This is a genomic window from Pseudomonas sp. PDM32 (assembly GCF_019219225.1).
GTDB classification, from domain to species: Bacteria; Pseudomonadota; Gammaproteobacteria; order Pseudomonadales; family Pseudomonadaceae; genus Aquipseudomonas; species Aquipseudomonas laurylsulfatiphila.
Genome location: NZ_JAHUWE010000012.1, coordinates 227,523 through 252,955, shown reverse-complemented (window position 1 = coordinate 252,955; position 25,433 = coordinate 227,523). Strand labels below are relative to the sequence as shown.

Genomic DNA, 25,433 nt, shown 5'->3' with positions numbered 1-25,433 from the left:
CAGGGACGACGCGCCCTTGCGCCTGCTGCCTACTGATGCGGATGCCGATAGATGAATGCTGAAGACTCCTTGAAACTTGCTCGCCGGTTTATCGGGTTGCCCCTGGAAAAACGTCAGATGTTCCTGGCGGCCTTGCACAAGGAGGGCGTGGATTTCGCCCGTTTCCCGATCCCGGCCGGCATCGAGGCCGAGGATCGCCAGGCGTTGTCGTACGCCCAGCAACGTATGTGGTTCCTCTGGCAACTGGACCCGCGCAGCGGCGCCTACAACCTGCCGGGCGCGGTGCGGCTGACCGGGCACTTGAACCTGGCGGCGCTGGAGCAGGCGTTCGCCAGCCTGGTGGCGCGGCATGAAACCCTGCGCACGGTGTTCCAGCGTCAGGTCGACGACAGCTTGCAGCAAGTTCCGGCCACGGCGCCGCTGCTGATCGAACAGGTGGATTTCAGCGCACTGCCCGCCGAGGAACGCGAACGGGCCGTGGCGCACACCGCCGAGCAGCAATCGATGCTGCCGTTCGATCTGTCGACCGGTCCGCTGCTGCGGGTCACCTTGCTCAAGCTCGCAGAACTTGAGCACGTGCTGTTGCTGACCCTGCACCACATCGTCTCCGACGGCTGGTCGATGAACGTGCTGATCGACGAATTCATCCGCTGCTACGACGCCTTCGATGCGGGCACGCAGCCGCAGCTGGCAGCGTTGCCGATCCAGTACGGCGACTACGCCCTGTGGCAGCGCCGCTGGCTGGAGGCGGGCGAGCAGGCGCGGCAACTGGCGTACTGGCAGGCGCAACTGGGCGATGAACACCCGGTGCTGGAATTGCCCCTGGATCATTCGCGCCCGGCGATGCCGAGCTATCGCGGCACCCGCTACGAATTCGCGGTCCAAGCGCAACTGGCCGAACAACTGCGCAGCACCGCGCAGAAGCACAACATCACCCTGTTCATGCTGTTGCTCGGCGCCTTCAACGCGTTGCTGCATCGCTACACCGGGCAGACCGACATCCGCGTCGGCGTGCCCATCGCCAACCGCAACCGTGCGGAAATCGAAGGCCTGATCGGTTTCTTCGTCAACACCCAGGTGCTGCGTACCCAACTGGACGGCCAGACCCGGGTCGACGACCTGCTGCGCGCCGTCAAGGAAACCGCCCTCGGCGCCCAGGCCCATCAGGACCTGCCGTTCGAGCGTCTGGTTGAAGCGTTGAAACTGGAGCGCAGCCTCAGTCACACGCCGTTGTTCCAGGTGATGTACAACCACCAGCCGCACGTGGCCGACATGGCCTCGGTCAGCACTACCTCCGGCCTGGTCCTGGGCAGCCTCGACTGGCAAAGCCGCACCACCCAGTTCGACCTCACCCTCGACACCTGGGAGAAGGGCGGCAAGCTGCACGCCGCGCTGACCTATGCCAACGACCTGTTCGAAGTCGACACCATCGCACGCATGGCCCGGCACTGGACGCGCCTGCTGCAGGCGTTAGTCGACGATTCGACGCAAAAAATCGGTGAGTTGCCGATGCTGAGCGCCGATGAGCAACAGGTGCTGGTGCAGGACTGGAACCGCACCGCCGAGGTCTATCCCGTCGAGCAGTGCATGCATCAGCTGATCCAGGCCCAGGCCCGACGCACGCCCGAGGCACCGGCGCTGGTGTTTGGCGAGCGCCAGCTGAGCTACGCGCAACTCGATGCCCGCACCAACCAACTGGCCAATTACCTGCGCGAGCAGGGCGTTGGCCCGGATGTACTGGTGGGGATCTGCGTCGAGCGTTCGCTGGACATGGTCATTGGCCTGTTGGCCATTCACAAGGCCGGGGGGGCCTACGTACCGCTGGACCCGGAGTACCCGGCCGAACGTCTGGCCTACATGATCGACGACAGCGCGATTGGACTGCTGCTCACGCAAGGCAATCTGCTCGGCGCGCTGCCCACCGACGGCGTCAAGATCATCGCCCTGGACCAGCCGCACGACTGGCTCGACGGCTACAGCGACACCTGCCCGCAGGTCGAGGTGCATCCGTTGAACCTGGCCTATGTGATCTACACCTCCGGTTCCACCGGTAAGCCCAAAGGCGCCGGCAACAGTCACGCGGCGCTGGTCAACCGCCTGTGCTGGATGCAGCAGGCCTACGGGCTCGATGGCAGCGATTCGGTATTGCAGAAAACCCCGTTCAGTTTCGACGTGTCGGTCTGGGAGTTCTTCTGGCCGCTGATGACCGGCGCGCGTCTGGTGGTGGCGCCACCGGGCGCACATCGGGAACCGGCGCAGTTGATCCGCCTCATCGCCGACCACGGCATCAGCACGCTGCACTTTGTGCCGTCGATGCTCCAGGCGTTCATCCACGAACCGGGTGTCGAGGCGTGCACCGGCCTCAAGCGCATTGCTTGCAGTGGTGAAGCCTTGCCGCTGGATGCGCAATTGCAGGTGTTCAAAAAGCTGCCGGGCGCCGGGTTGTACAACCTTTACGGCCCGACCGAGGCGGCCATCGACGTGACCCACTGGACCTGCATCGACGAAGGCGCCGACAGCGTGCCCATTGGCCGGCCCATCGCCAACCTGCGCACCCATGTGCTGGATGCGCAATTGCTCCCGGTCCCGACCGGCGTGGCGGGGGAACTGTACCTCGGCGGCGCCGGGCTGGCGCGCAGTTATCACCGGCGTCCGGCGCTCACCGCCGAGCGTTTCGTGCCGTGTCCGTTCCACGACGGCGCGCGCTTGTACCGCACCGGTGACCGTGTGCGGCAGCGCGCCGATGGCGTGATCGAATACCTCGGGCGCCTCGACCATCAAGTCAAATTGCGCGGCCTGCGCATCGAACTGGGGGAGATCGAAACCCGCCTGATGCAGCATGAGCTGGTGCGCGAGGCCGTGGTGCTGGTGCAGGGCGGCAAGCATCTGGTGGGGTATCTGGTGCTGGAAAACGCCGACGCCGATGTGCAGTGGCCGCAAACCCTCAAGGCCTGGCTGCTCGGCAGCCTGCCGGAGTACATGGTGCCCACCTACCTGATGCCGCTGGATGCCTTGCCGGTGACCGCCAACGGCAAGCTCGACCGCAAGGCCTTGCCGCCACCGGACGCCGCGCCGCAACAGGCGTTCGTCGCACCGCAGGATGCCATGCAGACCATGCTGGCGCAGATCTGGCAGGACGTATTGGGCACGCAACCGGTGGGCCTTGAAGACAACTTCTTCGAACTCGGCGGCGACTCGATCATTTCCATCCAGGTGGTCAGTCGCGCCCGTCAGGCCGGCATTCGTCTCACTCCGCGGGATCTGTTCCAGTACCAGACCGTACGCAGCCTGGCATTGGTCGCGACGTTCGACAGCCGCAGCAGCATCGATCAAGGCCCGGTCAGCGGCGAGGTGATCCTGACCCCGGCGCAGCATTACTTCTTCGAACAGGCCATCGCCCAGCGTCAGCACTGGAACCAGTCGCTGCTGCTGACGCCCCGGGAAGCGCTGGATCCGCAAGCATTGGAAAGGGCGCTGGTCGCCGTGATCAACCACCACGACGCCTTGCGCCTTCACTTCTTCGACGGTGCCCAAGGCTGGCAGCAACGCCATGGGCCGCAGGTCGAATCCGCTGGGTTGTGGCTGCGTCGGGCCTCTTCGGCCGAAGCCCTGACTGCGCTGTGCGATGAAGCGCAACGCAGCCTCGATCTGGCCAACGGGCCGCTGCTGCGCGCCTTGCTGGTCAACCTCGACGATGGCAGCCAGCGCCTGTTGCTGGTGGTCCATCACCTGGCGGTGGACGGCGTGTCGTGGCGGGTATTGCTCGAAGACTTGCAGCAGGCTTACCGGCAAGTGGCGCTGCCCGAGAAAACCAGCGCCTATCAAGCCTGGGCCGCGCACCTGCAACAGCATGCCGGCACCTTGTCTGGGCAAATGTCGTACTGGCAGGCGCAACTGGCGGATGCCCGGGACCTGCCGTGTGACCATCCGCAGGGCAGCTTGCAGCAGCGCCACGGGCACAAGATCGAATCGACACTGGATGCCGAACTGACCCGCCAATTGTTGCAACAGGCACCGGCGGCCTATCGCACCCAGGTCAATGACCTGTTGCTCACGGCGTTGGCGCGGGTCATCTGCCGCTGGAGCGGGCAGGGCTCGACGCTGATCCAGCTTGAAGGCCACGGCCGCGAAGACCTGGACGACGACCTCGACCTGAGCCGCACCGTCGGCTGGTTCACCAGCCTGTTTCCCGTGCGCCTGCAACCCGAGGCCGGGGCGGCGAATTCGATCAAGTCGATCAAGGAAAAACTGCGCGCCATTCCCGGCAAAGGCCTGGGTTATGGGTTGCTGCGCTATCTCGGCGAACCGGCGCAGCGCCAGCTTCTGCAAGACCTGCCGGCACCACGCATCACCTTCAATTACCTGGGGCAGTTCGACCGTCAGTTCGATGAGGCTGCGCTGTTCATCCCGGCCCCGGAAAGCGCTGGTCAGGCCCAGGGCGATGATGCGCCGCTGGCCAACTGGCTGACCGTGGAAGGCCAGGTGTATGGCGGACAGCTCTCGCTGCAATGGGGTTTCAGCCGTGACATGTTCGCCGAGTCCACGGTGCAGCGACTGGCCGATGCCTACACCGAAGAACTCAAGGCACTGATCGAACATTGCTGCGCGACAACGCCAGGCCAGGTCACGCCGTCGGACTTCCCGCTGGCGCGCATCACCCAGGCGCAACTCGATGCCTTGCCTGTCCCGGCACCGGCCATCGAGGACCTGTATCCGCTGACGCCGATGCAACAGGGCATGCTGTTCCACACCCTGTACGAACCCCAGGCCGAGGCTTACATCAATCAGTTGCGCCTGGACATCCAGGGACTGGAACTGGCGGCATTCGGCCGGGCCTGGCAGGCGGCGATCAACCGTCACGACATCCTGCGCAGCAGCTTCCACTGGTTGGGACTGGAATCTGCGCACCAGGTGATTCATCGCCAGATCGACCTGCAACTGCAAGTGATCGAAGCGGCCGACCTCGACCTCGATGCACTGGCCGCCGAAGAGCGCAGTCGCGGCTTCGAACTCAGCGCCGCGCCGTTGTTCCGCCTGGTGCTGGTGCGCCGAAACCCTGAAGACTGGCACCTGATCTACACCAGCCATCACATCCTCATGGACGGCTGGAGCAACGCGCAATTGCTCGGCGAAGTGATTCAGCATTACGCCGGCCAGACGCTGGCCAGGCCGTTGGGGCAATACCGCGATTATCTGGGCTGGATTCAACAGCAGCCGCTGTTGGCCGCCGAGCAGTTCTGGAAGCAAGCGCTGGCGCCACTGGAAACGCCGACGCTGCTGGCGCAAGCCTTGCCGGCACCGGTCGAAGGACGCGGCATGGGCGAGCATCAATTGACCCTTGAGAGCGCCGCGCTACAGCGCCTGGGCGATTTCGCCCGCCAACAGAAAATCACCCTCAACACCTTGCTGCAAGGCGCCTGGGGCCTGCTGTTGCAGCGCTACACCGGCCAATCCTGCGTGGCGTTCGGCGCCACCATGGCCGGACGCTCCGCGCCGCTGCCGGGCATCGAGCAGCAATTGGGGCTGTTCATCAACACCTTGCCGATCATTGCCGCGCCACCGGCAGGGCAGTCGGTGGCCCAGTGGCTCAACCACCTGCAAACGCTGAACCTGAGCCTGCGCGAGTTCGAACACGTGCCGCTGTACGACATTCAGGGCTGGGCCGGGCAACAGGGGGCGCTGTTCGACAGCCTGCTGGTGTTCGAGAACTTCCCGGTGGCCGAAGCCCTCAAGCAAGGGGCGCCGGTGGGCCTGACCTTCGGCGCGCTGCGCAATCACGAAATCACCAGCTACCCGCTGACCCTCGGCATCGAAGTCGGCGCCACCCTGCGTCTGGATTTCAGCTTCGACCGCAGCCGGTTCAGCGCGGCGCAGATCAGCCAGTTGGGCGTCAGCCTGTTGCAGGTGCTGGAGCAGTTCGTCGCACAGCCACAGCAGGCATTGGGCGCGGTCGGCTTGCTGGATGCACAGGCTCAAGCAAAGGTGTTGGCCGGTTCGCGTCCACCCGCGCCGCCATTCGACAGCCCGTTGCTGGCCCATCAGCGTTTCGAGCAACAGGCGGCACGCACGCCCGATGCACTGGCGGTGATGGTCGGCGACGAGTGCCTGACCTACGCCCAGCTCAATGCGCAAGCCAACCAGCTCGCCCATCGCCTGCGCGCCCTGGGTGTGGCACCGGGGCAGCGCGTGGGCCTGTCGGTGCGGCGCAATGCGCAGATGATCGTCAGCCTGATGGCCATCCTCAAGTCCGGCGCCGGTTATGTGCCGCTCGATCCGGATTACCCGGCCGAGCGTCTGGCCTACATGATCGAAGACAGCGGCATGGACCTGCTGCTGGCGCAACCGGGCTTGCTCGCCGATGTAGCGCTGCCGCAAGGTTTGCCGCGCCTGTCGCTGGAGGCGAGCGTTGACGGTTACTCCACTGAAAACCCGGAAAACCTCGCCAGCGCCGAAGACCTCGCCTACCTGATCTACACCTCCGGTTCCACCGGACGCCCGAAAGGCGTGTGCCTGGCCCACGCCGCGCTGCGCGAGTTTTGCGTGATCGCGGCGGACTATTCACAACTCACGGCGCAAGACCGTGTGCTGCAATTCGCCACCTTCAGCTTCGACGGCTTTGTCGAGCAGTGCTACCCGCCATTGTGCGTGGGCGCGGCGCTGGTGATGCGCGGTGATGACTTGTGGGACACCGACACGCTTTATCGGCAGATCATCGCGCACGGCGTGACCCTGGCCGACCTGCCGGCCGCCTACTGGTTCTTGCTGGCTCAAGAGTGGGCTGCGCAACCGCAGCGTGAGAAAGGGCGCTTGCGTCAGGTCCACGTCGGGGGCGAGGCCATGTCGCTGGAAGGCCTGAAGTTGTGGCATGCCGCCGGTCTGGGCGATGTGCGCCTGCTCAATACCTATGGGCCGACCGAAGCCACGGTCGTTTCCAGTACCCACGAATGCACCCTGGCCGATACCCGCAACCCCATTGGCGTGTCGATTGGCCGCGCGCTGCCGGGGCGTGCGTTGTATGTGCTGGACAGCGAAGGCCACCTGCTGCCGACCGGTTGCGTCGGCGAGTTGTGCATCGGCGGTGATGCCGGCCTCGCCCAGCGTTATCACCAGCGTCCGGGTTTGAGCGCCGAGCGTTTCATTGCCGATCCGTTCTCCGCCACACCGGGGGCGCGGCTGTACCGCAGCGGCGACCTGGCGCGCTATCGCGAGGACGGCGCACTGGAATACCTGGGGCGTATCGATCACCAGGTGAAAATTCGCGGATTCCGCGTCGAACTGGGTGAGCTCGAGGCGCACCTGCAAGGCCTGCCGATGATCAGCGAAGCCGCAGTGCTGGTGCACGAAGGCGTCGGCGGCAAGCAGTTGATCGGCTACGTGGTGCCCGCCTCGGAGGAACAGCTGGACGCCGATGCGCGGCAACTCACCGACACCGTGCGCCGCGCCTTGGGCGAGCGCCTGCCGGACTACATGCTGCCGACGCAACTGGTGGTACTGGCCGCGTTGCCCCTCAACCGCAACGGCAAACTCGACCGCGCCGCGTTGCCGGCCCCGCCAGTCTGGGAAGCCGCAACCGGTAGCGCACCGCAGGGGGCACTGGAAATCCAGCTGGCGCAGATCTGGCAGCAGGTGTTGCAGGTCAGTCGCGTCGACCGCGAGAACAGCTTCTTCGAATTGGGCGGGCACTCCTTGCTGGCGACGCAGATCGTCTCGCAGATCCGCCAGCGCATGGGCCTGTCGGTGAGCCTGCGCAGCCTGTTCGAACACCCGCGCCTTGAGGATTTCGCCGCTCAGGTACAGACCCTGCAACACCGCTGTGAACGCCCGGCGCTGGTGGCGGACACCTCTGGCGAACGCCAGCCGCTGTCCTTTGCCCAGCAGCGCCTGTGGTTCCTGTGGAACCTGGAACCGGACAGCTCGATGTACAACATGCCCGGTGCCTTGCGCCTGCGCGGCGAGCTGAACCTCGACGCCCTGCGCCAGACCTTCGAAACCCTGGTGCAACGCCACGCGGTGTTGCGCACCACCTTCTACGAAGAAGACGGCCAGACCTGGCAACGGGTACACCGGCAATTGCCGTTGAGCTTCGAGGCCGGCGACCTGCGGCATCTGCCGGCGCCGGACGTCGAGGCGCAACAGCTGGCCCGCGAGGAAGTCGCGCGACCATTCGACCTGCGCCACGGCCCGTTGCTGCGGGTGCGGGTGCTGCGGGTCGCGGATGACCAGCATGTGCTGTTGTTGACGGTGCATCACATCGTCGCCGATGACTGGTCGTTCCGCGTGCTGATCAATGAATTCGTCACGCTCTATCCAACCCTCAACCGTGGCCAGACCCCGCAATTGCCGGCGCACAGCGTGCAGTACGCCGACTTCGCCAAATGGCAGCGCCAGTGGCTGGAGCAGGGCGGCGAGTTGCAACGCCAGCTCGACTACTGGCAGCAGCGCCTTGCCGAGCCGCAAGCCGTGTTGGAGCTGCCCGCCGATGGCGACCGGCGCACGGCGCAGGAAGGTGCCAGCGCGCATTTCACCTTCAGTGCCGAACTGAGCCAGCAGTTGCGCGACTTTGCCCAACAGCGCGACCTGTCGCTGTTCATGCTGCTGCTGGCCGGTTTCACCCTGGTGTTGCGCCAGCGTACTGAGGTCGCTCGGGTGCGCATCGGCACCGATATCGCCAACCGAAATCAAGCCGAGCTTGAAGAAATGGTCGGCTTCTTCGTTAACCAACTAGTACTGCAAGTGGAAGTCGATGCCGGGCAGCCGGCCGCGCAATTGCTGGAGGCCTGTCGCCGGGCGGTGCTGGAGGCTTCGGACCATCAGGACCTGCCGTTCGAGCGCCTGGTGGAGGCTTTGCGCTTGCCGCGCCGGGCCGGACGTTCGCCGCTGTTCGACATCAAGCTGATTTACCAGGAAGGCGTCGGTCGCTTGCCCTCGATGGATGGGTTGCACGTGGAGGATTTCCCCTCCGGGCGTCAGGCCGCCGAGATCGGCATGGTCGCTGCGTTCTACAACGACGCGCAGCACATCCACCTGAGCTTCGAGACACCGGCCGGCCAGTACCTGCCAAGCACGCTGGAATGTCTGTTCGAACAGATCCGGGCGGTGCTCGAGGCGTTGGTAAGCGCTGAGCCGTTGCAGGTCGGTGAGTTGCTGAACCTGGCCAGCGATGTCCAGCGCCGTGCCGATGCGCGCTTGAACGAGCAACGCAAGGCCTTGCTCGGTGGCGCCATGGCGATCAAGCGCCGCTCGGCGAACCGGGGCGTGTCGACCGCGCCAACCGCAGCGGACTGATACAGGCGACGGCGTCCTTTAGCGCCGCCGTCAACATTTTCTGGAGGGGTTTATGACCGTTTCAACGACCAAGTCCATTCCCAAGATGGGTCGTGGTGCCCGCAAAAGCCTGTCCACCGATCCGACGCGGCTGGTGAGTTTTGCGCCGATGTTCGAAGCCCACAGCATGCCGCTGGTGTGCCGTCCGGCCGTGTCCGGCGTGAACCTGGTGGAATGGGCGAGCCAGAATCGCGCGCTGATCGAAAGCAAGCTGCTGGAGCACGCGGTGATCCTGTTCCGTGGCTTCCAGGTGGCTGATATCGGCGAGTTCAACCGTTGCGTCGATGCGATTTCCGGCGGCGCGCTGGAGTACCTGTTCCGCGCCTCGCCACGCACCCAGATCACCGGTCAGTTCAAGATCTACAGCTCCACCGATTACCCGGCGCCGGAGAAAATCTTCCCGCACAACGAACACTCGTATTCGCCGGTGTTCCCGCGTCACCTGTATTTCTACTGCGACACCCCGTCGGCCACCGGCGGCGAAACACCCTTCGGCGATACCCGCCGGATCCTCGCGCGGATCGACCCGGCGGTGCGCGAAGAATTTGCCCGTAAACGCATCATGTACGTGCGCAACTACGGCGACGGCATGGGCCTGCCGTGGCAGACCGTGTTCCAGAGCGAGGACCGCGCCGAGGTCGAAGCCTACTGCGCCAAGATCGGCATCCAGGCCGAGTGGAAGTCCGGCAACCGCCTGCGCACCCGGCAGAACGGTCCGGCCATCGTGCGCCACCCGCTGACCGGCGAGCGCATCTGGTTCAACCACGGCACCTTCTTCAACGCGCTGACCCTGCCGGACAGCATCCGCGACAACCTGTTGCGTGAGTTCGGTCCGCAAGACCTGCCGCAGAACACCTTCTTCGGCGACGGCTCGTCGATTCCCGACGACGTGATCCGTCACCTGCAAGGCATCTACCGCGAGGTGATGGTCGAGTTCGCCTGGGAGAAGGGCGACGTGGTCCTGCTCGACAACATCCTCAGCGTGCATGCGCGCAACGAATTCACCGGCTACAGAAAAATCCTCACGGCCATGGCCATCGCGCAGAAAAGCGCCGACCTGGATCAGGAATAAGGACACCCGACATGAACACCACCGCCCTCGAACCTTCGGTAGACGTCTTCCAGACTTCGGCCCAGCAGGCCTTTTATTTGCGCGTCCAGGAACTGGGCGCCCAGCCGCAGTTCGCCGCCCTGACATTGCCGGTCGCCAGGCCGGTGGATGCCCGGGCGTTGCGGGCGGTGCTGGAGACACTGGGCCAGCGTCACGAAACCCTGCGCACGGTGTACCGCCGCTTGCCGGGCATGAAGTGGCCGGTGCAGAGCCTCTGCGAGGCGCTGCCACTGACTGTGCTGGGCGACCAGCCTTCGGTGGCCGAGGCCTTGAGCCGCAGCCGTGAAGTCTTGGTTGAAGATTCGAATCAAGTGCTGGTGGTGGCACAGGTCGAGGGCGAAGCAGGGCAATCCATCGTCACTCTGCTGACCCCGGCGTGCAGCTTCGACGAGGCCTCGCTGCGGGTACTGTCGGCTGAACTCGCCAGTCTGTTGCGCGGCGAAACCCTGGTCGAAGACGAGGAGGCGCTGCAATACCTGGACTACAGCGCCTGGCAGCAAGCGCTGCGCGAAGAAGACATCGGCCACCAGGGCGACGCGTTCTGGCGCAACCTGCAACAGCAGTTCGCCATAGCCCACCGCTTGCCCTTCGAAAAAGCGCTCGATGTCACCTTGGTTCGTCGTCAGGCCACCTTGATTGACGGCCCATGGTTGGCTGGCGTGCAGCGGGCCGCTGTTGAAGCGGGCGTTGAGCCAGAGCATTTGGCGCTGTTGCTGTGGACCGCATTCGTTGCACGCATCGGCCAGCAGGAAAAACTGCTGATGGGCTGGCAGGTGGACGGTCGCAACGAGCAGACCGCCGCCACCCTCGGCCGTTTCGCCCGGCGTCTGCCGGTGGCCTTCGAGCACCGTAGCCAGCAGACACTGACGCAAGCCTTGGCCACCTTTGCGGCCAGCATTGAGCAGTCGCTGTCCTGGCTCGACTGCCTCAACGAGTTCGAACTGAGCGCCGAAGGCGCCGCGCCGCTGCGTTACGGCTTCGTCTATCAAGCCGCCATTGATGCCGACATTGAGGTGGATGACGCCAACCCCGAAGTTCTGCGCCTGCGTGTTCAGGGCGAGCAGTTGCAGCTGTCGTGTCTCGACGGTGCGCTGCCGGAGTCGATGCTGGCCGAATGGCTGGAGCAGTTTGTCGAGTTCAGCCGTCAATTGTTGGCATCGCCCGAGCTGACCCTGGCTCAGGCGAGTCTGGTCAATGCGGCACAACTGACCCGCCTGGTCGAGGGCTTCAACCCGAACGCCACCAGGCAGGCCTTGCCATGCCGTTTCCTGCAGGAATTGTTCAGCGAACAGGCGCGCCTGTATCCACAACGCATCGCCCTGAGTATCAACGGTCAGCGCCTGACCTATGCCGAGCTGGATGCGCGCTCCAACCAGGTGGCCAATATCTTGCGTGCCCAAGGCGTGGCGGCGGATGAAATCGTCGCGGTCTACGGCCAGCGCTCGCTGGAAATCGTCATTGCCTTGTTGGGTACGCTCAAGGCCGGCGCTGCGTACTTGCCGCTGGACCCGAACTACCCGATCGAGCGCCTGGCGTTCATGCTTGCCGATACCGGCGCGCGCCAGGTGCTGGCCTGCCAACCGCTGCCGGACGCATTGGGTCATGAGCGGATAATTTCCCTTATGCCGGGGGCCGAGGTCTGGGCCGCTGCGCAAACCGAACCTGCGCCTCAGGGCGACAGCGCCAACCTGGCCTACGTCATCTACACCTCCGGTTCCACTGGCAAACCCAAGGGCGTGATGATCAGTCATGCCAACGCCGTGGCCTCGACCCTGGCGCGCACGGGGTTTTATCGCCAGCCGCTGCGCGCGTTCCTGATGCTCTCGTCGTTCTCCTTCGACAGCTCGGTGGCCGGGGTGTTCTGGGCGCTGGGGCAGGGCGCGACCCTGTGCCTGCCGGACGAAGACAGCTACAAGGATCCGGCGCAACTGGCGGCACTGATCCAGCGCGAAGAGATTTCCCACTACCTGACCTTGCCGTCCTACCACGCACAGATTCTCGAACACCTCGATCAGCAGACCCTGGCCTGCGTCATCGTTGCTGGCGAAGCCTGCAGCAACGCACTGGTGCAGCGACATCGCGAGGCATTGCCGGGGGTGGCACTGGTCAACGAATACGGCCCCACCGAAGGCACCGTGTGGTGCTCGGCCTGGGAATTGCCGCTCGGTCAGGATGCCGACAGCATCCCGATCGGCCAGCCGATTGCCGGCATGCGCATTCACGTGCTCGGCCCGGACCTGCAACCGGTGGCCGTGGGCGTGGAGGGTGAACTCTACGTCGGCGGTGCCGGCATTGCCCGGGGTTACTTGCAACGTGCCACGCTGACGGCCGAGCGTTTTGTCCCCGACCTGTTCGCGAACGCGGCGGACCAACGTCTGTACCGCACCGGTGACCTGGCGCGCTATCGCGCCGATGGCGTGCTGGAGTATCTGGGCCGGGTCGATCACCAGGTGAAAATCCGCGGCTTCCGCATCGAGCTGGGCGAAATCGAAGCGGCCATGCGCAGCGCGCCGGGTATCGAGGACGCCGCCGTCATCGCCCGGGAAACCCAGACCGGCCCGCAACTGCTGGGCTTCGTGGTGTCCCCGGCGGACACCGCCGACATCCGCCTCAACGAATTGCGCAGCCATCTGGCCGAGGCGCTGCCCGAGCACATGCAGCCGGCGCGCTTGCAGGTGCTGGAAGGTTTCCCGCTGATGCCCAACGGCAAGCTCAATCGCCAGGCCTTGCTCGATCTCGATGTGCGTCGCAGCGCCTTCGTCGCGCCGCGCAACGACCTGGAAAAAACCCTGGCGGCGATCTGGGCCGAAGCGCTGCACGTCGAGCGCGTCGGCGTGCACGACAGCTTCTTCGAACTGGGCGGGCACTCGCTGCTGGCCACGCGCATTCGCGCACGGATTCAGGACGAACTGAACCTGGCGATCCCGCTCAAGCTGTTTTTCGACGGTGACACCCTGGAACGCCTGGCGGCGCAGATCGAGCAGTTCCGCCAGCAAAGTGAACACCAGGAAAACGATGTAGACGCCCTCGAAGCGTTGTTCGACGAAGTGGATGAGGAACACGCGCAATGAGTGCTGCACCGGACAGAATGATGACCCTGGCCCAGCGTTTCTGCGGCTTGAGCGCGGACGCCCGGCGTGCGTTGCAACAAAAGATGCACGCTCAGGGGCTGACCCTGGAATTGCTGCCGATCCCGCCACGGGACCGAACCATCGACACGCTGCCGGCGTCCTACGCGCAGCAGCGCTTGTGGTTCCTCTGGCAGATGCAGCCCCAGGCCACGGCCTACAACCTGACCGGTGCCTTCCGCCTCAATGGCGAGCTGAACCGCGATGCATTGGCGCAGACCCTGGCGACACTGGTGCAACGTCATGAGGTGTTGCGCACCACGTTCGTTTTCGACGAACAGCAAGTGCTGCAGCACATCCACCCGCAGATGGACACCCCGCTGGTCGAGGTCACTGCCGCCGACGACATCGAACTGCAACGCCAGATCGCTCTCAACGCCGAGCAGCCGTTCGACCTGCAGCACGGCCCGTTGATGCGCTGCCGCTTGATCCGCCTCGATGCCCGGCAACACGTGCTGGTGCTGACCTTCCACCACATCGTCACCGATGGCGGCTCGCTGCCGATCCTGTTGCAGGAATTCACCCGGGTCTACGGGCAATTGAGTGCCGGGCAGGCCGTGCAGCTAGCGGAACCGGGCATTCAATACGCCGACTTCGCACGCTGGCAGCGCCTGTGGCTGGAGGCCGGTGAAGCCGAGCGTCAGCTCGATTACTGGCGCGATCAGCTGGGCAACGAGCATCCACCGCTGAACCTGCCGACCGACCGCCGTCGCCCGGCGATCCCGAGCCAGCAGGGCGCCAGCGTCGAGCTGAAAATTCCCGCTGCGTTGACCGCTCAACTGCGCGAGCTGGCCCGCCGCGAAGGCTGCACCCTGTTCATGCTGCTGATGGCAGCGTTGCAGACTCTCTTGCATCGCTACAGTGGCGAACAGGACATCCGTGTCGGCGTGCCGATTGCCAACCGTACCCGCCAGGACGTGGAAAACCTGTTGGGCTTTTTCGTCAACACCCAGGTGCTGCGCAGCCAGCCCCGAGCCGACCAGCCGTTCGTGCAATTGCTGGCCGAGGTCAAGTCCGCGGCACTCGGCGCGCAGGCCCATCAGGACCTGCCGTTCGAGCAACTGGTCGATGGCCTGGGCGTGGAGCGCAGCCTGAGCCACACGCCGCTGTTCCAAGTGATGTTCAACCACCAGCGCGACAGTGGCGACCCGCAACGCTGGGACTTGCCGGGCCTGAGCGTCGAACCGCTGATCTGGGACGAAAAGACCACCAAGTTCGACCTGATGCTCGACACCGTCGAAAGCGACGAGGGCATCCACGCGTCGTTCGTCTACGCCACCGAACTGTTCGACGCCGCGACCATCGAGCGTCTCGGCCGCCACTGGCTGAACCTGTTGCAGGCCATCTGCAGCGACCCAGGTGTGGCCTTGGCCGACCTGGGCATGCTCGACGCTGCCGAACAGCAGGCCACCTTGCTGGACTGGAATCGCAGTGCTGAAATCAACACGACAGAAGCTGCGAATGCCCTGTGCGCCCATCAACTGATCGAAGCCCAGGCCGCCGCGCACCCGCACAACATTGCCGTGACCTGCGAGGGCATCACCCTCACTTACGCCGAACTGAATAGCCGCGCCAACCGCATTGCCCATCGTCTGCGCGAACGCGGGGTCGGCCCGGACGTGTTGGTCGGCATCGCCCTGGAGCGTTCGCTGGAGATGATCGTCAGCCTGCTGGCGATCCTCAAGGCCGGTGGCGCCTATGTGCCGCTGGACCCTGATTACCCGCAGGATCGCCTGGCCTACATGCTCGCCGACAGCGGCACACGGCTGTTGCTGACCGATTCGGCGCTGATGCCGCGCCTGCCGTTGAACGAAGGCATCGAAGTGATCTGCCTCGATCACGCCAGCGACTGGCTCGATGAGGCCAGCGCCGACAACCTGCCGAACCTGACCAGCCCGCAGAACCTGGCCTACGTCATCTACACCTCCGGCTCCACCGGCAAACCCAAGGGCACGCTGCTGCCCCACAGCAACCTGACCCGCCTGTTCAGTGCCACCGGGCACTGGTTCGGTTTCAATGCGGACGACGTCTGGAGCCTGTTCCATTCCTATGCCTTCGACTTTTCCGTATGGGAAATCTTTGGCGCGCTGTTCTACGGCGGCAAGCTGGTGGTCGTGCCGCACGCGGTCAGCCGCTCCCCGGAAGACTTCGCCCGCTTGCTCAGTGATGAAGGTGTCACGGTACTCAACCAGACCCCCTCGGCCTTCCGCCAGTTGATGCCGTTCGCCTGCGCCAACGCGCCAGGCATGGCCCTGCGTTACGTGGTGTTCGGTGGCGAGGCGCTGGAAATGGCCAGCCTGCGGCCGTGGTACGACGCTTTCGACGACCGGCAGCCATTGCTGATCAACATGTACGGCATCACCGAAACCACGGTGCACGTGACCTACCGCCCGCTGTCCCGCGCCGACCTCGATGGCACCAACAGCTCGCCGCTGGGCGAGCCGATCGCCGACCTGCGCTGGTACGTGCTCGACCCGCGCCTGAACCCGGTGGCCAAGGGTTGCGTCGGTGAGCTGTACGTCGGCGGTGCCGGTCTGGCCCGGGGTTATCATCAGCGTGCCGACCTGACCGCGACGCGCTTTGTGCCGGACCTGTTCGCCGCCGAGCCGGGCGCGCGCCTGTATCGCACCGGTGACCTGGCGCGATATTGCGCCGATGGCAGCATCGAGTACGCCGGGCGTATCGACCATCAAGTGAAGATCCGTGGCTTTCGCATCGAACTGGGGGAAATACAGGACCGCCTGCAAAGCCATCCGGCCATCGAGCAGGCGCTGGTCCTGGCACCGCAGGTCAACGGCGGCCAGCAACTGGTGGCGTGGTTCACCGCGACCAACGACCACAAGGATTTGCGCCAGTCCCTGCGCGAACATTTGCAGGGCGGTCTGCCGGACTACATGGTGCCGGCGCACCTGATCAGACTCGAGCACTGGCCGCTGACCAGCAACGGCAAGCTGGATCGCAACGCACTGCCCAAGCCTGATGCGGCCTTGGCGCAACAGGCGTACACCGCGCCAATGGATGACATGCAAACCGAGCTGGCGGCGATCTGGCAAGACGTGCTCAAGCTAGAGCGCGTAGGCATCGATGACAACTTCTTCGAGCTGGGCGGCGACTCGATCATCTCGATCCAGGTGGTCAGCCGTGCGCGTCAGGCCGGGATACGCATCACCCCGCGCGACCTGTTCCAGCACCAGACCGTGCAGAGCCTGGCGAGGGTCGCGGTGCGCAGCGCCGGGCTGGTCATCGATCAGGGGCCGGTGCGCGGTGACGTGTTGCTGACGCCGATCCAGCACTGGTTCTTCGAACAAACCATCGAGGCCCGTCATCACTGGAACCAGTCGGTCTTGCTGGAACTGCGCGAGCCGCTGGACAGCGGCTGCCTGCAACAGGCGCTGGCGGCATTGCTGGAGCATCACGACGCATTGCGCCTGCGTTTGCATCAGGTCGATGGTGTCTGGCAACAGGCGCAAGCCGAGCAATGGAGCAGCGCTGATGTGCTGTGGCAGCGCCAAGCCGCCGACGCCGAGGAACTGCTTGAACTGTGCAACGCCGCACAGGCGAGCCTGAATTTGCAGGACGGCCCGTTGCTGCGTGCCTTGCTGGTGGACATGGGCGCGGCAGGCCAGCGCCTGTTGCTGGTGGTGCATCACCTGGCGGTGGACGGCGTTTCCTGGCGTCTGCTGCTCGAAGACCTGCAAGCCGCCTACGCTCAGGCACGTCGGGCCGAGCCGCTGCGCCTGCCGGCCAAGACCAGCGCCTATCAGGCCTGGGCCGCACGTTTGCAACGCCATGCGCAAAGCCCGGCGCTGGCGCAGCAAGCCGCTTACTGGCAAGCCCAATACCAGGACGTTGCGGTGCAACTGCCGGCGGACAACCCGCAAGGCAGCCTCGCCAGCCAGCACTCCGTCAGCGTGGAAACCGTGCTCGACAGCACCTTGACCCGCCAACTGTTGCAAGAGGCCCCGGCGGCTTACCGCACCCAGGTCAACGACCTGTTGCTGACGGCACTGGTGCGGGTACTGGGCCAATGGACCGGTCAATCCTCGACCCTGGTCAAACTGGAAGGCCACGGCCGCGAAGACCTGTTCGACGACATCGACCTGACCCGCACCCTGGGCTGGTTCACCTCGATTTTCCCGGTTAAGCTCACCCCGGCCGACGACCTGGCCGCGAGCATCAAGGCGGTCAAGGAACAGTTGCGCGCCGTGCCCGACAAAGGCATCGGCTTCGGCATCCTGCGTTACCTGGCCGACGTTGGCCTTGAGGCTCTGCCGTCACCCCAGGTCACCTTCAACTACATGGGCCAGTTCGACGCCAGCTTCGACGAGCACGCGCCGTGGCGTCCGGCGAAGGAAAGCGGCGGCGCCGAGCAGGGCGCCTCGGCCGGGCTGGACCGGGGCCTGAGCATCAACGGCCAGGTCTACGCGGGACAACTGCGCTTGAGCTGGACCTTCAGTAGCGACCTGTTCAAAGCGCAAACCGTACAACACCTGGCCGATGCCTATGCCATGGAGTTGCAACGGCTGATCGAACATTGCCTGAGCGGTGCCGGTGGCCTGACCCCGAGCGACGTACCGCTGGTGTGCGTCGATCAGGCGCAGCTCGATGCCTTGCCGCTGGCGGCCAGCCGCATCGAAGACATCCTGCCGCTGTCGCCGATGCAGCAAGGCATGTTGTTCCACAGCCTGTTCGCCCCGGATGCCGGTGCCTACGTGCCGCAGATGCGCGTGGATGTGCAGGGACTGGACGTCGAGGCGTTCCGCAATGCCTGGCAGCAGACGCTGGCGCGTCATGAAGTGCTGCGCGCGGCGTTTTTCAGCGAAAGCAATGGCTCGCGGCCGCTGCAAGTGATCCTGGCCGACGCCGCGTTGCCGATGAGCCTGCTCGACTGGCGCGGCCGGCCTGATCTGCCGCACGCGCTGGAGCGACTGGCCGAGGACGATCGCCTGCGCGGTTTCGACCTGACGGCGGCGCCACTGTTGCGCCTGACCCTGGTTCAGACTGCCGATGACAGCCATCACCTGATCTTCACCAACCACCACATCCTGCTGGACGGCTGGAGCACCTCGCAGTTGTTCGGCGAAGTGCTGCAACGCTACTGCGGCGTCATGCCGGCGCCGGGTGTTGGTCGTTATCGTGATTACATGAGCTGGCTGGGTACTCGTGACCGTGCCGCGTGCGAGGCGTTCTGGCTGGAGCAATTGCAGGCGTTCACCGAGCCGACGCGACTGGCCGGTGCCTTGCCGGGGCCGGTTGCAGGGCCGGTTGCAGGACAGTGCAGCGGTCATCGCACGCTGAACCTCAACCTGGACCGCGCGGCCACCGAGCGCCTGAGCGGGTTCGCCCGCCAGGCCCGCGTCACGCCCAATACCCTGCTGCAAGCGGCATGGCTGTTGATATTGCAGCGCTACACCGGCCAGTCGACGGTGGCGTTCGGCGCCACGGTGTCGGGGCGTCCGAGTGAACTGCAAGGCATCGAGCAGCAGATCGGGTTGTTCATCAACACCTTGCCGGTGATCGCCACGCCGCACCCCGAGCGTACGGTCAGCCAATGGATCGATGAAGTCCAGGCGCTCAACCTCAGGTTGCGCGAAGTCGAGTACACGCCGCTGGCAGACGTGCAGCGCTGGGCCGGTCACTCCGGCGAGGCGCTGTTCGACACCCTGCTGGTGTTCGAAAACTACCCGGTGGCGCAAGCGTTGGAGGAGGGCAACAGCAGTGCGCTGAAATTTTCCGGCATCAGCAATCACGACCAAACCAGTTTCCCGCTGGCCATTGCTGCCGAGCTGGGCGAATGCCTGGACCTGCGTTTCAACTACGACACGGCGCTGTTCAGCGCCGAGGCTATCGAAGGTTTGAGTTCGCGGCTGGTTGCCTTGCTTGATGCCATGGTCTGCGCGCCGCAGCAGCCATTGGGGCGCTTGAGCCTGCTCGATGCGGTGCAAACGGCGCAGCAGGTCGAAGGCTTCAACCGCACCGCACAGGTCTGGGCGGATGTGCGCCCGGTCTACCAGTGCTTCGAAGCCCAGGTAATGCAAACCCCGGAGGCCCCGGCCCTGGTGTTTGCCGGCCGGACCCTCAGCTATCGAGAACTCAATCAACAGGCCAACCAACTGGCGCACCACCTGCGCAGCCAGGGCGTCAGCGCCGAAGTGTTGGTGGGCATCGCTGCCGAGCGCTCGCTGGAACTGGTGATCGGCTTGCTGGCGATCATGAAGGCCGGCGGCGCCTACGTGCCGCTGGACCCGGACTACCCGCGTGAACGCCTGGAGCACATGTTCGACGACAGTGGCGTGCACCTGCTGCTGACCCAGCGTCATTTGCTTGAGCCGTTGCCGATCCCGGCCACCACCACGGCGATCTGCCTGGACGACATGGCGCCGCTGCTCGAAGGGCTGAGCGAGGAAAACCTGCCCTGTGTGGTCGAGCTGCAATCGCTGGCTTACATGATCTACACCTCCGGCTCCACCGGCAAACCCAAGGGCGCGGCCAACCGTCACGATGCCTTGTACAACCGCCTGGCGTGGATGCAGGACGCCTATCCGCTGGACGGGCGCGACTCCGTCTTGCAGAAAACCCCGTTCAGTTTCGACGTGTCGGTCTGGGAGTTCTTCTGGCCGCTGATGACCGGCGCACGGCTGGCCGTGGCCGAGCCGGGTGCCCATCGTGATCCGGCGCAACTGGTCCGCCTGATCGAGCAGTACCGGGTCAGCACCCTGCATTTCGTACCGTCGATGTTGCAGGCGTTTGTCCAGGGCGAAGGCTTCGAGCGTTGCGCCAGCCTGCGGCAGATCATGTGCAGCGGCGAAGCCTTGTCGGCAGACTTGCAGCACAGTCTGTTCCGCGTCCTGCCGGACGTCGGCCTGTACAACCTGTACGGCCCGACCGAAGCGGCGATCGACGTGACCCACTGGACCTGTGTCGATGACGGCGGGTTCAGCGTGCCGATCGGATATCCGATTGCCAACCTGGTGACCTACATCCTCGACGACAGCCTGCAACCGCAGGTGCAGGGGTGTGTGGGCGAGCTGTACCTGGGCGGCATCGGCCTGGCCCGTGGTTATCACAACCGTCCGGACCTGACCGCCGAGCGCTTCGTCGCCAGCCCGTTCGGTGAGCAGGGCGAGCGCCTGTACCGCACCGGCGATCTGGCGCGCTACCGCGAGGACGGCGTGATCGAATACGTCGGCCGCATCGACCATCAAGTGAAGATCCGCGGCTTGCGCATAGAGCTGGGGGAAATCGAAGCCTGCCTGCTTGAGCATCCACAGGTGCGCGAAGCCGTGGTGATCGCCCTCGATGTCGGCAAGTCCAAGCAGTTGGTGGCCTACGTTGTCGGTCATGCGGACCTTGAGCCACTCAAGCAACACCTGCGCAAGGCGCTGCCCGAGCATATGCAGCCAAGCCACATACTGCTGCTCGATCAGTTGCCGGTGACACCCAACGGCAAGCTCGACCGCCGCGCATTGCCGCAGCCGGACCAGCAGGTTCGCGAGTATGTGGCGCCGCGCAGTGCCGTGGAAGCGACGCTGCAAACCGTGTGGCAGGCGTTGTTCGAAGTGCCGCAAGTGGGCATGCACGACAACTTCTTCGAACTGGGCGGCGATTCCATCGTCTCGATCCAGGCCGTCAGCCGCGCACGCAAGGCCGGCTTGAGCATTTCGCCCAAGCATGTGTTCAGCCATCCGACCCTCGCCGAACTGGCCACGGTCGCCCAACCGGTCGCGGCGGATCAAGCCGTGCCGACAGTGGTTGCACCGGCAGCAAAAATCGAACTGAGTGAAGCGCAATATCAGGCGCTGGAACTGACAGCGGACGAAGTCGAGGACGTTTATCCGCTGTCGCCGATGCAGCAAGGCATGCTCTTCCACTCGGTGCAGGACGGGGATTCTGGGCTGTACGTCAACCAGATCGAAGTGGGCGTGCGCGGCGTGGATGGCGCGCGCTTCCGCGAAGCCTGGGCCGATGCTGCCCAACGTCACGGGATTCTGCGCACCGCATTCCTCTGGGAAGGCGACAAGGAGCCGCTGCAAGTGGTGCGCCGCGACGCGCCTGCGCTGCTGACCGAGCTGGACTGGCGCGGGCTGGATGATCAGCCTGAACGCGTCCGCCAACTGGCCCTGGAGGAGCGTGAACGCGGATTCTCACTCAATCGCGCGCCCTTGTTGCGCCTGTTGCTGGTGCGTCTGGAAGACGACCGCTATCGCCTGATCTGGACGTACCACCACATCCTCATGGACGGCTGGAGCGTGTCGCGCCTGATCGGTGAAGTGCTGCGCCATTACAGCGGCGATGTGCACGAGCCGGTGGCCGCCTACCGCGACTACATCGACTGGCTCGGCCAGCAAGTCGCCGAGGCCAGCGAGGCGTTCTGGAAAGGCAAACTCGCCAACCTCGAAGGCGCCACGCACCTGGCCCGCGCCTTGCCGGTCAAGGCGCCGCAAGCGGGTTACCACGCGATCTATACGCACCTGAGTGCCGGGCAGACTGCGCGTTTGCAGGCCTTTGCCCAGCAACAGCAGGTGACGCTCAACACCCTGGTGCAAGCCGCGTGGTTGCTGCTGTTGCAGCGCTACACCGGCCAGCGCACGGTGACGTTCGGCGCCACCGTGTCCGGGCGTCCGGAAACCCTCAACGGCTCCGAGAACATGCTCGGGCTGTTCATCAACACCTTGCCGGTGGTCAACAGCGTGCCGACCGAATCCTGCGTCGGTGACTGGCTGCGCGAGATCCAGGCCTACAACCTCGACATCCGCGACTTCCAGCAAACCCCGCTGAGCGATATCCAGCGCTGGGCCGGGCAGGGCGGGCAGTCGTTGTTCGACAGCATCATCGTCTTCGAAAACCAGCCGGTGGACCGTACCCTGCGCGAATGGAACGGCGCCTCGCTGCGCTTCGAAGACGTGTCCGACTTCGGCCTGACCAGCTTCGCCATGGACCTGATGGTCAGCCTCGACGAGGGGCTGCGCATCGAGTACATGCACCAGCGCGACCAGTTCGATCTGGCGACCGTCGAAAGCCTGCGCGGCCACATGGAAAGCCTGATGCAGCGCCTGTGCGACGACGCCGGGCGTGCCGTCGGCGAGCTGGGCCTGCTGACCCTGGACGAAGGCCGGGCGCTGGACGGCGAACGGCCGGTGGTGGCGGACGGTGACGAGACACCGGTGCACGAGCTGATCCGTCAGCGTGCGCGACTGCAACCGGATCACACGGCGCTGGTGCTCAGTTATGCCGAGCGCGACGCCGAGCACCTGAGCTACGCCGAGCTGGATCGGCGCTCCGATGCGCTGGCGGTGCATCTGCTGGAACAAGGCGTACAGGCCGAAGACGTGATCGGCGTGTTCATGGAGCGTTCGCTGGAGCTGGTGGTGTCGCTGCTGGCGGTGATGAAATGCGGCGCCGCCTACGTGCCGCTGGACCCGCAATACCCGCAGGAACGCCTGCGCTACATGATGGCCGACAGCGACATGCGCCTGCTGCTGACCCAGGAACGGCTGCGCGACACCGCGCAGTTGAATCCGGGCACGGCCATGGTCGCGGTGGACCGATTGAACCTCGACGTCGAGGTGTCGGCACCGCAACGTGCTGTGCACGCCGAGCAACTGGCCTACCTGATCTACACCTCCGGTTCGACTGGCAAACCGAAGAGCGTCGCGGTCGCCCACGGCCCCCTGAGCATGCACGTACAGGCCATCGCCGAGCTGTACGAAATGGACCCGGGCAATCGCGAGCTGCACTTCATGTCGTTCGCCTTCGATGGTGCCCATGAACGCTGGATCACCGCGCTGATCAGCGGCTCGACCCTGGTCATTCGCGACAATACGTTGTGGACCGCCGAGCAGACCCTGGCCGTGCTGCACCGCCAGCGCATCAGCGTCGCCTGCTTCCCGCCGGCGTACCTGCTGCAACTGGCCGAACACGCCGAGCTGCAGGGCGGTGATCCGCCGCCGGTGCGCATCTACTGCTTCGGTGGCGATGCAGTGCCGGACGCCACGTTCGAGCGGGTCAAGCACACACTCAAGCCGCAATACCTGGTCAACGGCTACGGCCCGACGGAAACCGTGGTCACGCCGCTGCTGTGGAAGATCGCCGCCGACGGCCATTGCCAGGCGATGTACGCGCCGATTGGCCAACGCGTCGGCAGCCGCAGCCTGCACGTGCTGGACATGGACCTCAACCCGCTGCCGGTGGGCATGGTCGGTGAGCTGTACATCGGCGGACGGGGTGTCGCGCGCGGTTACCATCGTCATCCGTGGCAGAGCGCCGAGCGCTTCGTCGCCGATCCGTTCAGCCCTGAAGGCGGGCGTTTGTACCGCACCGGTGACCTGGTGCGCCGTCGCGAAGATGGCGTGTTCGACTACGTCGGGCGCATCGACCATCAGGTCAAGGTGCGCGGCTTCCGTATCGAACTGGGCGAAATCGAAGCCCGCTTGCGCGAGCAGGCCGGGGTCAATGATGCGCTGGTGGTCGTGCGGGACAACGGCCAGGGGCCGCAACTGGTGGGCTATGTGGTGGCGGCGCAAGACGATAGCCTCGGCCCGCGTTGCCAGGCGGCATTGCGCGAAAGCCTGCCCGACTACATGGTGCCGACGCAGGTCGTGGTGCTGCCGCGTTTCCCGCTGACGCCCAACGGCAAGCTCGACCGCAAGGCCCTGCCGGATCCGGCCTTCACCGGCCGCGACTACGTGGCCCCGCGCACGCCGCTGGAATGGGCGCTGGCGGACATCTGGCAACAGGTGCTGGGCATCGAGAAGGTCGGCATCACCGACAACTTCTTCGAGTTGGGCGGCGATTCGCTGCGTACCCTCAAGGTGATCTCGAAAGTGCGTGCGCTGAACGAGCCGGATTTCCAGCTCAAGCTGCGCGACATGATGACCAAGCCGACGATTGCCGGGTTGTCCGGTGTCGACGAGCAGCCCGTGCGCCAGAGTCCGCAACCGCTGTTGCTGCTCAATCAGTTGGTGGCGGATCAGCCGGCATTGTTCTGCCTGCACGCCGGTTTCGGCACGGTGTTCGACTACGAGCCGCTGGCCCGGCGCCTGGACGGTGAGCGCACGGTGTATGGCGTGCAATGCCGGATGCTGCTCGACCGGCAGTGGCACGACACTTCGCTTTCGCAGATGGCCGCCGACTACGTCGAGGCGATCCGCGCCAGACAACCCCAGGGGCCGTACCACGTATTGGGCTGGTCGCTGGGCGGGGCGTTGGCGTTGCTGGTGAGTGAGCTGTTCGAACGGCAGGGCCAGCGCGTGGCATTCGTCGGTCTGGTGGACAGCTTTGTACCGACCCAGGCCAATGCCGTTGCCAGTGCGGATGAGTGGCGTGTGGATCTGGCCGAGTTCCTCGGTGCAACCCTGGGCATGGATGGCGAGGTGATCGCCCGGGCGTTGAGTACCGAGTCGGCGGGGGACCACGATGCCGTGGCGCGGATCATTCGCGCGGTGATCGACAGCCAAAGCGATCAGGCCAGCGGTTACGCGCTGCTCGGTGCCGATGAGCTGGCCCAGACGTTCATGGTCAGCACGCGCTTGAAGGCACTGTCGCGGCAGGTCGACACCCTGCCGATTCCGCAAGCCGGGCTGCATTGCTGGTGGGCCGATGGCAACCCGACGGCCGAACGCGCCACGCTCGAACGCCAGCAACCGCGGCTGCGCGAGGTGCAAAGGGTGACGGCCGGGCACTTCGATATTCTGCAGCAGGATGAGTGCCTGGATGCCGTGGTGGCGCTGCTTGGCCGGGAGGTGGTGCCGCAGGTCTAAGCCGATCACTTGTGGAGGGTTTGCCTGTGATGTGGGGCTTGCCTGTGGTCTGGGGCTTGCCTGTGGTCTGGGGTTTACCTGTGATTTGGGGCTTGCCTGTGGCGAGGGGGC

4 protein-coding genes are annotated in these 25,433 nt (G+C 65.1%); all 4 read left to right on the top strand.

The features are described 5' to 3' along the window. The first annotated feature begins 51 nt into the window (after window positions 1–51). Genes KW846_RS22760 through KW846_RS22745 form a run of 4 tightly spaced genes read left to right on the top strand, consistent with a single transcriptional unit; the run spans window position 52 to window position 25,322 of the window. The gene (locus KW846_RS22760; RefSeq protein WP_218485479.1) at window positions 52–9,285 is read left to right on the top strand and encodes a non-ribosomal peptide synthetase; all 9,234 of its coding nucleotides are present in this window, start codon (window positions 52–54) and stop codon (window positions 9,283–9,285) included. 52 nt (window positions 9,286–9,337) lie between these two features. Further along, entirely contained in the window at window positions 9,338–10,396 is a 1,059-nt protein-coding gene (locus KW846_RS22755; protein WP_116581475.1) for a TauD/TfdA family dioxygenase, read from the top strand. A gap of 11 nt (window positions 10,397–10,407) precedes the next feature. Next, on the top strand, window positions 10,408–13,506 hold the full coding sequence (locus tag KW846_RS22750) for an amino acid adenylation domain-containing protein (protein WP_218485477.1): 3,099 nt from the start codon (window positions 10,408–10,410) through the stop codon (window positions 13,504–13,506). Next, the gene (locus tag KW846_RS22745; protein WP_218485476.1) at window positions 13,503–25,322 is read left to right on the top strand and encodes a non-ribosomal peptide synthetase; all 11,820 of its coding nucleotides are present in this window, start codon (window positions 13,503–13,505) and stop codon (window positions 25,320–25,322) included. The genes KW846_RS22750 and KW846_RS22745 overlap by 4 nt, the downstream gene beginning before the upstream one ends. Window positions 25,323–25,433: the final 111 nt, after the last annotated feature.

What these genes read in the sequence shown, in the direction of transcription:
- KW846_RS22760 (WP_218485479.1), top strand. Translation starts at nt 52, where the DNA reads ATGAATGCTGAAGACTCCTTGAAACTTGCTCGCCGGTTTATCGGGTTG.
- KW846_RS22755 (WP_116581475.1), top strand. Translation starts at nt 9,338, where the DNA reads ATGACCGTTTCAACGACCAAGTCCATTCCCAAGATGGGTCGTGGTGCC.
- KW846_RS22750 (WP_218485477.1), top strand. Translation starts at nt 10,408, where the DNA reads ATGAACACCACCGCCCTCGAACCTTCGGTAGACGTCTTCCAGACTTCG.
- KW846_RS22745 (WP_218485476.1), top strand. Translation starts at nt 13,503, where the DNA reads ATGAGTGCTGCACCGGACAGAATGATGACCCTGGCCCAGCGTTTCTGC.